14 protein-coding genes are annotated in these 14,237 nt (G+C 72.3%); 7 read left to right on the forward strand and 7 right to left on the reverse strand.

Annotated elements, in window-relative coordinates; all coding sequences use genetic code 11:
• Positions 1-23: 23 nt before the first annotated feature.
• Entirely contained in the window at positions 24-998 is a 975-nt protein-coding gene (locus tag AB0J64_RS41270) for an NAD(P)-dependent alcohol dehydrogenase (RefSeq protein ID WP_364040413.1), read from the reverse strand.
• A 65-nt stretch (positions 999-1,063) separates the two neighbouring features.
• On the opposite strand from AB0J64_RS41270, the gene AB0J64_RS41275 reads away from it, so the two are divergent.
• A complete protein-coding gene (locus AB0J64_RS41275) occupies positions 1,064-1,714 on the forward strand; it encodes a helix-turn-helix domain-containing protein (protein ID WP_364040293.1) in 651 nt (216 codons plus the stop codon).
• Between the two features lie 24 nt (positions 1,715-1,738).
• Here AB0J64_RS41275 and AB0J64_RS41280 read toward each other — a convergent pair whose 3' ends face one another.
• Positions 1,739-2,659 carry a LysR family transcriptional regulator gene (locus AB0J64_RS41280; protein WP_364040296.1) on the reverse strand — a complete coding sequence of 307 codons (921 nt, stop codon included), beginning with the start codon at positions 2,657-2,659 and terminating at the stop codon, positions 1,739-1,741.
• Between the two features lie 71 nt (positions 2,660-2,730).
• Between AB0J64_RS41280 and AB0J64_RS41285 the strand changes: the two genes are divergently transcribed.
• Positions 2,731-3,618: an SDR family NAD(P)-dependent oxidoreductase gene (locus tag AB0J64_RS41285; RefSeq protein WP_364040299.1), complete on the forward strand. Its 888-nt coding sequence runs from the start codon at positions 2,731-2,733 to the stop codon at positions 3,616-3,618.
• Between the two features lie 9 nt (positions 3,619-3,627).
• On the opposite strand, the gene AB0J64_RS41290 is transcribed toward AB0J64_RS41285, so the two are convergent.
• The 3 genes from AB0J64_RS41290 to AB0J64_RS41300 form a co-directional block, all read right to left on the reverse strand.
• A complete protein-coding gene (locus tag AB0J64_RS41290; RefSeq protein WP_364040302.1) occupies positions 3,628-5,046 on the reverse strand; it encodes an FAD-binding oxidoreductase in 1,419 nt (472 codons plus the stop codon).
• A 30-nt stretch (positions 5,047-5,076) separates the two neighbouring features.
• Positions 5,077-5,655 (reverse strand): cupin domain-containing protein, encoded by a 579-nt coding sequence (locus AB0J64_RS41295; RefSeq protein ID WP_364040305.1) that lies wholly within the window; start codon positions 5,653-5,655, stop codon positions 5,077-5,079.
• A gap of 100 nt (positions 5,656-5,755) precedes the next feature.
• Entirely contained in the window at positions 5,756-6,649 is an 894-nt protein-coding gene (locus tag AB0J64_RS41300) for an NAD(P)H-binding protein (RefSeq protein ID WP_364040308.1), read from the reverse strand.
• 106 nt (positions 6,650-6,755) lie between these two features.
• Between AB0J64_RS41300 and AB0J64_RS41305 the strand changes: the two genes are divergently transcribed.
• Complete coding sequence (locus AB0J64_RS41305) at positions 6,756-8,516, forward strand: thiamine pyrophosphate-binding protein (RefSeq protein WP_364040311.1); 1,761 nt, start codon at positions 6,756-6,758, stop codon at positions 8,514-8,516.
• Here AB0J64_RS41305 and AB0J64_RS41310 read toward each other — a convergent pair.
• On the reverse strand, positions 8,485-9,252 hold the full coding sequence (locus tag AB0J64_RS41310) for an IclR family transcriptional regulator (protein WP_364040313.1): 768 nt from the start codon (positions 9,250-9,252) through the stop codon (positions 8,485-8,487). The two genes, AB0J64_RS41305 and AB0J64_RS41310, sit on opposite strands and share 32 nt — an antisense overlap.
• 69 nt (positions 9,253-9,321) lie before the next feature.
• Between AB0J64_RS41310 and pobA the strand changes: the two genes are divergently transcribed.
• From pobA to AB0J64_RS41330, 4 genes are read left to right on the forward strand one after another with little or no spacing between them, the layout of a single operon-like run.
• Positions 9,322-10,476, forward strand: coding sequence for a 4-hydroxybenzoate 3-monooxygenase (gene pobA / locus AB0J64_RS41315; protein WP_364040316.1), 1,155 nt, complete (start codon positions 9,322-9,324; stop codon positions 10,474-10,476).
• Between the two features lie 11 nt (positions 10,477-10,487).
• Complete coding sequence (locus AB0J64_RS41320) at positions 10,488-11,747, forward strand: lyase family protein (protein WP_364040319.1); 1,260 nt, start codon at positions 10,488-10,490, stop codon at positions 11,745-11,747.
• Positions 11,744-12,871, forward strand: coding sequence for a 4-carboxymuconolactone decarboxylase (gene pcaC, locus AB0J64_RS41325; RefSeq protein ID WP_364040322.1), 1,128 nt, complete (start codon positions 11,744-11,746; stop codon positions 12,869-12,871). The genes AB0J64_RS41320 and pcaC overlap by 4 nt, the downstream gene beginning before the upstream one ends.
• 27 nt (positions 12,872-12,898) lie before the next feature.
• A complete protein-coding gene (locus AB0J64_RS41330; protein WP_364040325.1) occupies positions 12,899-13,210 on the forward strand; it encodes a DUF6401 family natural product biosynthesis protein in 312 nt (103 codons plus the stop codon).
• Positions 13,211-13,265: 55 nt separating this feature from the next.
• Here the strand turns inward: AB0J64_RS41330 and AB0J64_RS41335 are convergent, their stop codons facing one another.
• Entirely contained in the window at positions 13,266-14,114 is an 849-nt protein-coding gene (locus tag AB0J64_RS41335; protein ID WP_364040328.1) for a hypothetical protein, read from the reverse strand.
• Positions 14,115-14,237: the final 123 nt, after the last annotated feature.

The following is a 14,237-nucleotide window of genomic DNA, read 5'->3' on the forward strand; positions in this document are numbered from 1 at the left end:
CCGGTTTTCGGCGGCCCCGGGTCTCAGACGACGCGGACGATGATCTTGCCGCTCACGCCGCCCGCCTCCAGGGTCCGGTGCGCCTTGGCGATCTCTTCCAGGGGGAACACGGTGTCCACGACCGGGCGGAGGGCGCCGGTCTCCACGTACCGGGTGAGGTCGGCGAAGAGGCGGTGGGTGGGCCGGCCGCTGAAGAAGCGCACGCGCCGCCGGCCGTACACGGTGGAGGCGGCGATGTACGACAGGGACGCGGCGATCCGGTCGACGTCGAAGGCGATCGCCACCATGCGACCCGACGGCGTCAGGAGGCGCCGGTAGGCGGGGTGGTGGGAGCCGACGGTGTCCATGACCACGTCGAACTGCGGCAGATCCGCAGGCCGCGTGGTGGCGTAGTCATAGACCTCGTGGGCGCCGAGGTCGCGGACGAGGTCGAGGTGGCGTGCCCCGGCCAGGGCGGTGACGTGGGCGCCGAGCGCCCTGCCGAGCTGCACCGCCGTGACCCCGACGCCGCCGCTGCCGCCGCGTACGAGCAGGCGCTCGCCCGGCCGCAGTCGCGCCTTGTCGCGCAGTGCCGTGATCGCCGTCGTGCCCACCGGGAGCGCCGCGGCCTCCACCAGGTCGAGGCCCGCCGGGACGAGGGACAGGTGACGGGGGCGGACGGCCAGGTACTCGGCGACGCTGCCGAACGTGCGGTCCAGCACACCCCACACCCGGTCGCCCAGGCGGGGGCCGGGTTCGGCCGGGTCGGGGCCCAGGGCGACGACCTCGCCGGTGAAGTCGAGCCCCATGCGTTTCGGGAAGCCCCGCTGCATCAGCGCGGTCACGGGCCGCATCTTGCCCGCCCGGCCGTGCAGCTCGCCGCCGTTCACGCTGGCGGCGTGCACGCGCACCAGCACCTCGCCGGGTCCGGGGACCGGCTTCGGCACCGTGCCCACATACAGCACCTCCGGTGGCCCGTACCGGTCGAACAGGGCCGCGCGCATCTCAGTCGCATTCATCTCCACGTGAGTGACGTTAATCGGCTAACCGGATGGGGCCCTCCATTTACGTTAATGTGAGAAATATGCCTGGTCATCCCTCTCAGATGGAGCCCGCGCAGGCGCTGCGGGCCGACGCGCGGCACAACCGCGTGCGCATCCTCGAGGCCGCGCGGGACTCGTTCGCCACGCGCGGGCTGGACGTGCCCATGGCGGCCATCGCGCGGCGCGCCGGGGTGGGTGTGGCCACGCTCTATCGGCGGTTCCCGTCGCGGGAGTCGCTGATCACGGAGGTGTTCGGCGACGAGCTGGCCACGTGCGCGTCGGTCGTGGACGAGGCGCTGGCCGATCCGGACCCGTGGCGGGGGTTCTGCTCGTTGATCGAGAAGGTGTGCGCGATGCAGGCCGCCGATCGGGGGTTCACCGACGCGTTCCTGACGGCGTTCCCCGACGCGATCGACTACGAGCGTACGCGGGTGCGGGCCGAGCGGGGCCTCGCCGAGGTGATGCGGCGGGCCAAGGCCGCGGGGCGGCTGCGGGCCGACTTCGACCTGGCCGACCTGACGCTGGTGCTCAAGGCCAACTTCGGCGTCGCCACCGGAACGAGCCAGGCCGCGGCGGCGTCGTCGCGGCGGCTGGTGGCCTACCTGCTGCAGTCCTTCCGGGCCGAGCACGCCGAGCCCCTGCCGCCGGCGCCGCCGCTCACCCTCGGCTCCCTGCACGGGCCGGCAAGCTGACTCCCGCGGCCTGGGTCGCAGGAGTTACGGCGGCGTCTCGGTGTTGAGTGCGGCGGTGCGCAGGGCGTCCGCGACGCGGGCGACCGGCTCCGCCGGCGGGTGCGGCAGGCGGGCGAGGAGCAGGCGGCGGTGCTCCTGCGGGCCGCCCCTCACCGGCAGGATGCGTACGCCCGGCGGCGCGGCCGGGACCAGCAGGGCGGAGACGGTGGTCAGCCCGCAGCCGGACGCGACGAGGTGAAGCTTGGCGAGCCAGTCGCGGGCGGTATGGGCGATCTCGGGCTTCTCGTCCAGGCCGGGCCACACTCCCATCACCAGGTCGTCACCCGCCGGGCCGGCGATCCAGCGCTGCCCGCGCAGGTCGGCGACGTCGATGTAGTCGCCGTGGGCGAGCGGGTGGGCGGCGGGCACGGCCAGGCGCAGGCCACGTTCGGCGAGCGTCTGGACGGCCAGCGGCGGCGACTCGGCGTCCGGCGGCCGGAACGGTGGCGCCGACGCCAGCACGGCCAGGTCCAGGCTGCCGGCGCGCAGCGCGCGGACGAGCGCCGGGGTGCTGCCTTCCCGGGTGACGACCGTGATGGCGGGGTCCGTACGGCGCAGCTCGACGAGAGCCCTGGTCAGCAGGACGGCGCCCGCGCTGGGGAACCAGCCCACCCGCACGACCCCGGCCCGGGCCGGCAGGCCGGACAGCTCCCGCGCGGTCGCGTCGATCTCGTCCAGCACGATGGTGGCCCGGCGCAGCACGACGCGGCCGGCGGCGGTCAGCCGGGCGCCGTCGCGCCGCCTCTCCAGCAGGTCCGCCCCCGCGGCCCGTTCCAGGGAAGCGATCTGCCGGGACACCGCCGACTGCGTGTAGCCCAGCGCGGACGCGGCGGCGGTGAAGGTGCCCTGCTCGGCCACGGTGCGAAAGACCCGCAGCGCGGTCAGCGACACGTCGCTGAAATCCATGACGTCTACGCATACCAGGTGTGCGTAACTTTCGTTGGACTCATGATCGAGCCGCCTCCTAGCGTGGCGGCATGAACGATCCACGCATCGCCTTGGTGACCGGGGCGAACCAGGGCCTCGGCCGCGCCCTCGTCGAAGGGCTGGCCGCCCGGATGGCCCCGGACGACCTGGTCCTGCTCACCGGCCGCGACGCCCGGCGGGTCTCGGACGCCGCCCGCGAGGTCATGCGCTCACCCGGCACGCGCAGCCGGGTGGAGGGCCGGGTCCTCGACGTCGCCGACGCCGGCGCCGTGACCGGGCTCGCCGATGAGCTGCGCGAGCGCCACGGAGGGGTGGACGTGGTGATCTCCAACGCCATCGCCCCGAACCTTCCCGACAGGTCACAGGCCGAGCAGGCCGACGAGTTCATCGACGTCGCCAACGTCGCCACCCACACGATCCTGCGCGCGTACAGCCCGATACTGAGGCCCGGCGGGCGGCTCATCGTCGTGGCCAGCAGCCTGGGCACCCTCGGCCACCTCGATCCCCGGCTGCACCACCTGTTCGACGGCGCCTCGCTCGACCAGGTCGAGCAGGCCGTCGAATCCTGGCGCGACGCCATTCACGCCGGGACGCTCGACGAAGCCGGCTGGCCGCGCTGGCTGAACGTGCCCTCCAAGGTGGCGCAGGTGGCCGCCGTGCGGGCGCTCGCGGCCGGGCGCCGCGAGCGCGACCTCGCCACCGGCACGTTGATCGCCGCCGTCTGCCCCGGCATGGTCGACACCCGGGCCTCGCGGCCCTGGTTCAGCGAGTACGGCCACGCTCAGACGCCGGCCCAGGCCGCGTGGGCCGTGCTCGACCTGGTGCTCGGCGAGGGCGCCGACCCCGCCCTGTACGGGGAGCTGGTCCGCTTCGGCAAACCCCTGCCCTGGTACGGCGGGACGCCGCCGACAGAGCAGGAGCGCATCGTCGTCCCCTGACGCCCCGGCTCAGCGGCCCGAGATCAGGTTCGCCAGGCGGGCGTACGGCGACGTCGTGGTGCCGTGGTCGTTCTCCCGGCGGTCGGCGGCCCGGAACAGCGCGTAGATCAGCTGGACCCCCGTCCACCGCAGCGGCTCCGGCTCCCACTGGCGCACCTGGCGGCCCACCCACGGCAGGGCCGTGAGCTCGGTGTCGTGGCGCAGCACCAGGTCGCGGAGCGTACGCCCGGCCAGGTTGGTCGTCGTGACGCCGCTGCCGACGTAGCCGCCCGCCCAGCCGAGCCCCGTCGCGTGGTCGAGGTGGACCGTCGAGCACCAGTCGCGCGGCACGCCCAGCACGCCGCACCAGGAGTGCTGGATGCGCGCGTCCGCGGCCGCGGGGAAGAGCTTGACCAGCATCCGCCAGAGCAGCGCCACCGTCTGCGGCTGCGTGGCGCCCCGGACGTCGGTACGCGAGCCGTACCGGTAGGGCACCCCGCGCCCGCCGATCGCGATGCGGTCGTCGGCCGTGCGCTGCGCGTAGATGTAGGCGTGCGCCTCGTCCCCGAGCAGTTCGTTGCCCTGCCACCCGATGTGCTTCCACACCTCGGAGGGCAGCGGCTCGGTGACGATCATGGAGCTGTTCATCGGCAGCCACTGGCGGTGCTGCCCCGCCAGCGAGGCGGTGAAGCCCTCGGTGGCGCGGATGACGTAGTCCGCCGAGACCGCCCCGCGCGGGGTGATCGCCGCCGCCTGGGCGTTGTCGCGCCGCGGCCGGATCGCGGTCACCGTGGTGTTCTCGAAGATGTCCACGCCCAGCCGGGCCACCGCCTCGGCCAGGCCGACGGCCAGCTTGGCGGGCTGGATGCGGGCGCAGTGCGGCGAGTAGGTGGCCTCGAGCGCGCCCGCGACCTGCACGCGTTCGCGCTGCTCGTCGCGGTCCAGCAGGCGCATGTCCTCCTCGCCGTACCCCCAGGCGCGCAGGTCCTCGAGCTCCGCGCGGAGCCTGCGCCGCTGGGCCGGGTTCGTCGCGACGTGGATGAGCCCGCCCTTGTGGATGTCGGCGTCGATGCCCTCCTGGCGGGTCACCTCGATGACCTCGTCCACGGAGCTGAACATGGCGTGCTGGAGGTCGATCATGGCCTGCCGCCCGCGCGCCTTGGCGTGCCGCTTGCGCGACCCGGCGAACTCGGCCGACAGCCAGCCGCCGTTCCGCCCCGACGCCCCGAACCCGGCGAACTCCTTCTCCAGGATCGCGATCCGCAGCCCCGGCTCGGCCTTCTTCAGGTAGTACGCGGTCCAGAGGCCGGTGTAGCCGCCGCCGACGATGGCCACGTCGTACGAGCGCGGCCCCGGCAGCGCGGGACGCCTTTCCGGCAGGCCGATCTGGCGGTACCAGAAGGAGACCCCGCCGTTGGCGAAGTCCCCGGTCAGCGGGATATCTCTCATCGAACTTCCTTGAGGAGGGGTGAAGCCTGTTCAGGCGGATGTGGTGGGCGGGGAGACAACCCAGAGGACCTCGGCGGTTTCGTCACACTCGTTGGCGACCCGATGGGGGACCGAGGTGCGGTACTCCACGCTGTCCCCAGGCTTCAGTAAGTGCGCGGTGGCGGAGCCGTCTGAACCGAGCCAGAGCGTGACCTGCCCGCGAAGCACCAGGAGGATCTCCTGGGCGTCGCCGTGGGTGTACGGTTCGTCCCCGGTGGACGAGCCCGGATCGAACTCCGCGGCGTAGACTTCCACGTTCTGGAGCGGACGCTGGGAGATCAGAAACTTGCGTGTGCCGGGGGCGGTGTGCAACTCCGGACGTGCTTCTCGGCGCACCACGCGGTGGCCGATCTCGTCCTCCTCGTTGAAAAGATCCGCGACAGTGAGCCCGAGCGCCGAGGCGATGCGCCGGAGCATACCGATGCTTGAGCTGGTCTGCCCGCGCTCCAATTGGCTGATGAAGCTTGCGCTCGCCTTGGCCTGGACCGCGAGAGCACGCACGGTCATGTGGCGCATGGTCCGGTAGGCCCGGATCCGGGCGCCCAAGCGGGCGTTCTCCGGCTCCGTCATCACATCGTTCCCGTGGCGCTACTGAACAGGTTGTTAAGTCGCACTGAAGCACCGTACAGAGGCGCGGGAATCCCATCAAGTAACGAGTGCGTAAAGGGGCTCAGCCGCGGGTCGGGCGCTCGTAGCCTTCGTCGCCCCCGTAGACGTGCAGGTCCGGGTCCTGCTCCGGCTGGTTGGCCGGGCTGGTGGGCGAGGCGGTGTGCTCGGCGGCGAAGTCGTCGGAGGGCTCGGGCGGCGGCGGGAAGAGGTAGCCCTGCCAGGTGATCCGCCCCTTGGGCTCGGCATCCGTCAGGAGGTCGCCGGCGCGCTGGGCCGCGTACAGGCTGCCGGGGAAGCGGACGGGCAGGCAGGGGCGGTGCAGGTTCCTGGCCTGCAGCCACGTCTTGACCAGTTCCTCCGTGCTGAGCACCTGGGGGCCGCCGTACTCGATCTCGTCCAGCGCGGGGCCCGCGGCGATCAGCTCGGTGATGCGGGTGGCCACCTCGCCGGCGTGGACCGGCTGCCAGGGCACCGTGCGGTCCACGGTGAGCACGGGGAGCGACTCGAAGTCGCTCAGCCGCCGGTCGAGCGACTGATGGAAGGGGGTGGCGCGGAGAATCGTCCAGCCCAGGTCGCTCTCGCAGACCAGGCGCTCGGCCTCCAGCTTGTGCCGGAGATGGCCGATGGCGACGCGGTCGGCGCCGACGACCGAGGTGTAGAGCAGGTGCGCGTACCCCGACTCGCGGGCGGCGGCGATCAGCTTGCGCGTGCCGGTCACGTCCACGGCGCCGCGGCCCTTGCGGCCGCCCGTGGCGAGGTGCGCGATCACGTCGACGTCCCGCACGGCGTCCGCGACGCCGTTGCCGGAGACGAGGTCGCCCCACCTCCACTCGACGTTCCCGCGGCTCTCCCGCTTCGTACGGCTCAGCGCCCGCACCTGATGGCCCGCTCTGAGCAGGGCGGGCACCAGCGCGCCGCCCAGCGTGCCCGTGGCTCCCGTGACCAGAATGCGCATGCCGCCCCCCTACCCGTGAATCTCAGGAAATGACAAGAATCTCTGGAAATGACAAGGAATCTGGTAAAAGCGTCTGTCAGTGGGCGAGCAGGGTAGTGCGCCTCACATGGCTCGAATCGCAGCGGAATCCCTGATAGAACGGCTCGCCGAGTGGGGCGTCGACACCGTCTTCGGCCTGCCGGGCGACGGCATCAACGGCATCATGGAGGGGCTGCGGCGCCACCGTGACCGGGTGCGCTTCGTCCTCGTCCACCATGAGGAGGCGGCCGCCTTCATGGCCACCGGTTACGCCAAGGCCACCGGGCGGATCGGCGTGTGCCTGGCCACCTCGGGGCCCGGCGGCATCCACCTGCTCAACGGCCTGTACGACGCCAAGCTGGACCACGTCCCGGTGCTGGCGATCACCGGCATGCAGGAGACGTCCGTGCTGGGCACCGGCTACCAGCAGGAGGTGCACCTGGACCGGCTCTTCGCCGACGTGACCGAGTACAACATGATGATCACCAACCCGGCGCAGCTGCCCTCGCTGGTGGACCTGGCGATCAGGACCTCCTACGCGCGGCGCGGGGTCTCCCATCTCACGGTGCCCAACGACATCCAGGTGGCCGAGGCGGGAGCGGAGCCGTACAAGACCGTGGCGCCCACGCGTGCGCCCGAGACCGCGCCCATCTACCTGCAGCCGGCGGGCATCCCGCGGCACGAGGACCTCCGGCGCGCGGCCGACGTGCTCAACGAGGCCGAGCGCCCCGCCATGCTCGTCGGGCAGGGAGCGCTGCACGCCGGGCCGGAGGTGCTGGCCGTGGCCGAGGCACTCGGGGCGCCCGTGGTCAAGACGCTGCCCGGCAAGGCGGTCATCCCGGACGACTCGCCGTACACGACCGGCGGGATCGGGCTGCTCGGCACCCGGCCGAGCGAGGAGCTGATGGACGAGACCGACGTGCTGTTCATGGTGGGGACGAACTTCCCGTACACGAAGTTCCTGCCGGAGGCGGCGCGCGTGGTGCAGTTCGAGGCGGAGCCCACCAGGGCGGGGGCCCGGATCGCGACCGACGTGCCCGTCGTGTGCGACGCCAAGGAGGGGCTGCAGGCGCTGCTGCCGCTGCTGACGCACCGGGACCGTCACGCTCATCTGTCGAAATATCAGACGAAGATGGGCAAGTGGCGGGCCGAGATGGACACGCTGGAGAACCCGGACCGGGATCCCATCGCGCCGCAGTACGTCGTGTCGGTCCTCGACGAGCTCGCGACCGACGACGCCATCCTGACCTGCGACAGCGGCACCATCGCCACCTGGGCCGCCAGGCACTGGACGATCCGGGGCGGGCGCCAGTTCTACCTGTCGGGCACGCTCGCCACGATGGCGCCGGGGCTGCCGTACGCCATCGCCATGCAGCACGCCTTCCCGGGCCGCCAGGTCATCGCGTACGTCGGCGACGGCGGCTTCTCGATGCTGATGGCCGAGTTCCTGACGGCGGTGCAGCACCGGCTGCCGGTCAAGGTGATCATCAACAACAACAACTCGCTCGGCCAGATCCTGTGGGAGCAGATGGTGCTCGGCTATCCGGAGCACGGCGTGCGCTTCGGAGAGCCCGAAGCCGACTTCTCGGCCTGGGCCCGGTCGTGCGGCGGGTTCGCGGCCAAGGTCGTCAAGGCGGAGGACGTGGCCCTGACGATCGGGCAGGCGCTCGCGTACGACGGCCCGGCGCTGGTGGACGTGGACGTCAACCCGAACGAGCCGCCCATGCCCGGCAAGGTCTCCTACGAGCAGGCGAAGAACTTCGCGCAGGCGTTCCTCAAGGGGCAGCCGCACAAGGCCGCCATCGCCACCACCCTGTTCAAGGACCGGATCCAGAAGATGGGGGACTAGTCTTCGCGATGCCCGTCGCCGCGTTCAGCAGCGGATCGATCAGGCGGGGCAGCTCGCGGGCGCGCCGGGACGACACCACGATGCCCACGGCCGCCACGGGCCGCCCCTCCACGAGGATCGGCGCCGCGGCCGAGCAGGTGCCCAAGGTCATCTCCTCGTACGTCAGCGCGTACCCCTGGGCGCGCACCGCCGCCAGCTCCCTGGCCAGCCGCCCCGGCTCGGTGATCGTGTGCGGGGTCGGGCGTTCGAGCCGCCGCGCGAGGTAGGACTTCACGAACCAGTCCGGCTCGTACGCCAGCAGCGCCCTGCCCACGCCCGTCGGGTGCATCGGCAGCCGGCCGCCGGTCCTGGAGACGATGGGCACCGCCCGCCTGCCGTACACCTTGTCCACGTACAGCACCTCGAGCCCGTCGCGCACGGCCAGGTGCACGTTCTCGCCCGTGCTCGTGAACAGCTCCTGCAGCCACGGATGCGCCAGCTCGTGGAGCGGCGGGGGCGCGAGCTGGCCCAGCTCCCACAGCCGCAGGCCCACCCGCAGCCGCCCGTCGGGCGCGCGGCTCAGCGCCTGCCAGCCCTCCAGCTCGGCGACCAGCCGGTGCGCCGTGCTCAGCGGCAGCCCGCTGCGCCTGGCCACCTCGGTCAGCGTGAGCTGCGGATGCGCCGGGTCGAACGCGCCCAGGACGCTCAGCACCTTGGACGTCACCGAACGCCCGGGGTCGCGCGATCCGCCTGCCATGGCGCCATTCTTCCACTGAGCGGAAGGGAGATCTCGGCCAAAGCGCGGTCGAGGCAGGATGCTTCCCTCATGCGAACTCAGGTCGGAATCATCGGCGCGGGGCCCGCCGGCCTGCTCCTGTCTCATCTGCTCCACCTGCGCGGCATCTCCTCCGTGGTGCTGGAGAAGCGCAGCCGCGAGTACGTCGAGCGGCGGGTGCGGGCCGGGGTGCTCGAGCAGGGCACGGTGGACACGCTGGTCGAGGCGGGTGTCGGCGAGCGGATGCTGCGCGAGGGGCTGCCGCACCACGGCATCGAGCTCAGGTACGGCGGCGCGGGCCACCGCATCGCGTTCGAGAAGCTCGTGCCGGGCAGGTCCATCACCGTGTACGGCCAGCAGGAAGTGGTCAAGGACCTGATCGCGGCCAGGCTCGCGGCGGGCGGCGACGTGCGCTTCGAGGTCGAGGACGTGGCCCTGCACTCGCTGGAGTCGGAGCCTTACCTCACCTTCGGCGGCGAGCGGCTCGACTGCGACGTGATCGCCGGCTGCGACGGCTTCCACGGCGTGTCCAGGCCGGCCGTCCCCGAGGGGGTTCTGAGCGTTTTCGAGCGGGACTATCCCTTCGCCTGGCTGGGCATCCTGGCCAGGGTCGCGCCCTCGTCGGAGGAGCTCATCTACACCAGGACCGAGCGCGGCTTCGCGCTGCACAGCATGCGCTCGCCCACCGTCAGCCGCTTCTACCTCCAGGTGCCGGCCGACGCCCACGTAGAAGACTGGCCGGACGAGCGGATCTGGGCCGAGCTGAAGGCGCGGCTGGAGAGCGTGCCCGGCTTCACGCTGGCGACCGGCGAGATCATGGAGAAGGGCGTCACGCCGATGCGGGCGTTCGTGGCCGAGCCCATGCAGTACGGGCGGCTCTACCTGGCCGGGGACGCCGCGCACATCGTGCCGCCGACCGGCGCCAAGGGGCTCAACCTGGCCGTCGCGGACGTCCGCGTGCTGACCGAGGCGCTGGCCGCGTACTTCGCGGACGGCTCGACCGAGCTGCTCGACGGCTACTCCGCCGCGTGCCTGAAGCGGGTGTGGCGGGCACAGCACTTCTCGTGGTGGATGACGACGCTGCTGCACACGTTCGAGGACGACGACCCGTACGCGCGGCGGCTGCAGCTGTCGTACCTCGACTACGTCACCTCGTCGGAGGCGGCGGCGACCACCCTGGCGGAGAATTACGTCGGACTGCCATGAAGGATGGTTCCGTGAGTTCTGACGGCGGCCTGCTCGCCCCGGTCTGGGCAGGCACTCGAGCGGAGGAGATCACCTCGGACGCGGCCTGGCTGCGGGCCATGCTGGAGGCCGAGGCGGCGCTCGCCCGCGCGCAGGCCCGGCTGGAGCTCATCCCCGCCGAGGCGGCCGCGGCCATCGACAGGACGGCGGCCGCGCTCGTCCTCGACCCCGCCGACCTGGCCAGACGCGCCCGCCAGTCGGCCAACCCGGTCGTGCCGCTGGTCTCGGACCTGCGGCGGGCCGTGCCGGGGGCGGCCTCGTACGCGCACCTGGGGGCGACCAGCCAGGACATCCTGGACAGCGCGGCCATGCTCGTGGCCACGCGGGCGGTACGCGCCATCGTGGGCGATCTGAGCGCGATCATGCGGGAGCTGTGCGAGCTGGCCGAGCGGCACAGGGGCACGGTGATGGCCGCGCGGACGCTGGGGCAGCAGGCGGTGCCGACCACGTTCGGGCTGAAGGCGGCGGGGTGGCTGGCCGGGCTCCTGCGCGCCCGTGCCCGGCTCCGCGAGCTGCGCCTGCCGGCCCAGCTGGGCGGCGCGGCCGGCACCCTGGCCGCCGTCGCCGAACGGGCGCAGGCCGGTCCCGTCACCGCTCTGATGCTCGTCGAGGTGTTCGCCGAGGAGATCGGGCTGGCGGCGCCCGCGATCCCGTGGCACGCCGAGCGCTCCGCCGTCACCGAACTGGGCGCCGCGCTCGCCGGCACGGCCAGGGCGCTCGGCAAGCCGGCCACCGACATCGTGCTCATGGCGCAGACCGAGGTCGGGGAGGTGGCAGAGTCGTCCACCGGCGGTTCGTCGGCCATGCCGCAGAAGCGCAACCCGGCGCTCTCCGTTCTCGTGCGGTCGGCCGCGCTCCAGGTGCCCGCGTACGCGCAGGTGCTGGGACAGGTCGGCGAGCATGAGCGGGCAGCGGGGGCCTGGCAGGCGGAGTGGCTGCCGCTGCGCGAGGCGCTCCGGCTCACGGGCGGCGCGGCCGAGACCGCGGCGGAGCTGGTGGCCGGGCTGCGGGTGTTCCCCGACCGGATGCGCGCCAACGCCGAGCTGACCGGCGGCCGCCTGGTCGCCGAACGCCTCTCCGCCCACCTCGACCCGCGGACACTCAAGCAGGTCCTGGCCACGGAGGACTCACGGCTTCCTCTCCCCGATGAGCTGCTCGATCCGGAGGCCTACCTCGGCGCGGCTGCTGAGCTGGTTGACCGCATTCTCGCCACCTATCGGGAGCAACCGTGAAACTCCACCACCGCATCGACGGCCCGTCCGACGCGCCGCTGCTGGTGCTCGGGCCCTCGCTCGGCACCACGATGGAGGTCTGGGAGCCCCAGCTGCCCGCGCTCACCGACTCCTGGCGGGTCCTCAGGTACGACCTGCCGGGCCATGGCGGCTCGCCGGCGGTCGCGGCCGGGTTCACGATCGACGACCTGGCGCGGGCCGTACTCGATCTCGTAGAGCCCGAGCGGTTCGCGGTCGGCGGCATCTCGGTCGGCGGCGCGATCGCCACGACCATCGCGACGCGCGCCCGGCACCGGGTGCGCAAGCTGGTGCTCTGCTGCACGTCGGCCAGGTTCGGCGAGCCGGGGCCGTGGCTGGGGCGGGCGGCGCTGGTGCGCGGCAAGGGGGTGGCGGCCCTCGTGCCGACGCTCAAGGCCCGCTGGTTCACGCCCGACTTCGAAGGACAGTGGGTGTTCGACCAGCTGGTGGGGGTGGACGCCAAGTCGTACGCCGCCTGCTGCGAGGCCATCGCCGCCTTCGACCTGACGCGCCGCCTGGGGGAGATCACCGCGCACACGCTGGTCATCGCCGGCGCCCAGGACCCGGCCACGCCGCTCGACCAGGCGCTCACGCTGGCCAACAGCATCCCGGGAGCGTCCCTGACGGTGGTGCCGCGTGCCTCGCACCTGGCCAACGTGGAACGCCCCAAGGCGGTCACCGCCGCCATCGTCGGCCATCTGTCCGGCGACCAACCGCCTCCCGCGGAGGACGGCCTGGCGGCGGGAATGCGTACCAGGCGCGAGGTGCTCGGGGACGCACACGTCGATCGGGCGGTCGCCGCCACCACGGACTTCACCCAGGACTTCCAGGAGCTGATCACCCGCTACGCGTGGAACGAGATCTGGAACCGGCCCGGCCTCGACCGGCGCACCCGCAGCTGCGTCACGCTCACCGCGCTGGTGGCGCGGGGCCACCTGGACGAGCTCGCCATGCACGTCCGCGCGGCTTTACGCAACGGGCTCACGCGGGACGAGATCAAGGAGGTGCTGCTCCAGACGGCCGTCTACTGCGGGGTCCCGGCCGCCAACGCCGCCTTCGCGGTGGCCCGCCGCACCCTCGCGGAAATCGACGCGGAGGGCCGTTGACCTTGGGAGATGCTTTACAGTTGGTTGGTGGTCTTTGAGGAAGGGTGGGCGGCTACGCCCCTGCGCTGGCTGATGAACACGCTGGGCGACGCACAGTTCGCCCGGATGGACCGCGACCCGGGGCTGGTGGCCGCGGTCGACCAGCACGCCGCCGTGCTGCGTGACGCGATCCCGCTCGACCGGGAGACGCTGGGCGACTACCTGCTCGGCTTCCTCGACGAGCTGCGGCAGCGCGGCTGGATCTTCACCGGCGAGCCGGACGCGGCCGCGCTCCGGCTGACGGCCGTCTGCTGGCTGGCGCGCGAACAGGGCTTCCTGGAAGACGGCCTCCCCGCCTGATCCGCACGGCACGGCGGACGCCGTCCTCCCCGAGCGGGGCGCCCGCCGGACGCGGTCACTCCGGAGGCATCTCCGAACGCGGCGGCATGTCCGTACGCGGCGGCATCTCGGAGCGCGGCGGCATGTCCGTGCGCGGCGGGGTGGTCGTGGCCGCCGGGCCCGTGCGGATGGGGGTGGTCTCCTCCGACATCGCCCGCGCGTCCTCGCGGCCCCGCTGGTACGCCTCCGCGTGCGCCCTCGCCTGCGGCGCCTCCCGCTCGATGCGGCCCAGCCAGCGCTCCCAGCGCTGCTGCATCGGCCGGACGAGCCCGCCGCCGAAGCCGATCGCCGCGATCGCGCCGAGGGTGGCGAGCACCGTGATCAGCACCGGCGTCGTGACGGTCGTGGCCACGCCGATCTGGTTGAGCGCCGCGATGATGCCCAGCGCCCAGATGAAGACCGCGGCGGCCGACGCCAGCCAGCGGCCGTACGAGAGCCCGCCGAGCATCCCCTCGACGATGTCCCTGACGCCCTTGGCCACCGCACCCGCGACCACGATGATCACGATGGCCACCAGTGCCAGCGGCAGCCAGGCGACCACGCCGTTCAGCAACGACGAGATCGGGTTGGGCCCGAACACGCTGAAAGCCAGCTGCAGGGTGACCAACAGGATCGCGTAGAAGACGATCTTCGCGAGCAGGCTGCTGGCGTCGTACTTACTGCGCTCCAGCCACCGCTGCACACCGCTGCGCTCCACCGCCCGGTCGAAGCCGACACGTTCGAGGATCTTGTCGACGATCTTCTCCAGCGCCTTGGCCACGAGGTAGCCGATGACGAGAATCACCAGCATCGCGACCAGCTTCGGAACGAACGTCGCGATCGACCGCCAGGCGTCTGAAATGCCTTGGCCTATGTTGATGTCCACGGTTTCCTCCTCTGAGGAGCCAATGCAACGGCGCTACCCGTACCGAATCGGTGTATGCACGCAGCGCAGTCGAAACTTCGCACAAGGCGACATCGCACCGGGGCGGCCGCTAGGGTGATCGTC

The organism is Nonomuraea sp. NPDC049695 (assembly GCF_040674955.1).
GTDB lineage: Bacteria > Actinomycetota > Actinomycetes > Streptosporangiales > Streptosporangiaceae > Nonomuraea > Nonomuraea helvata.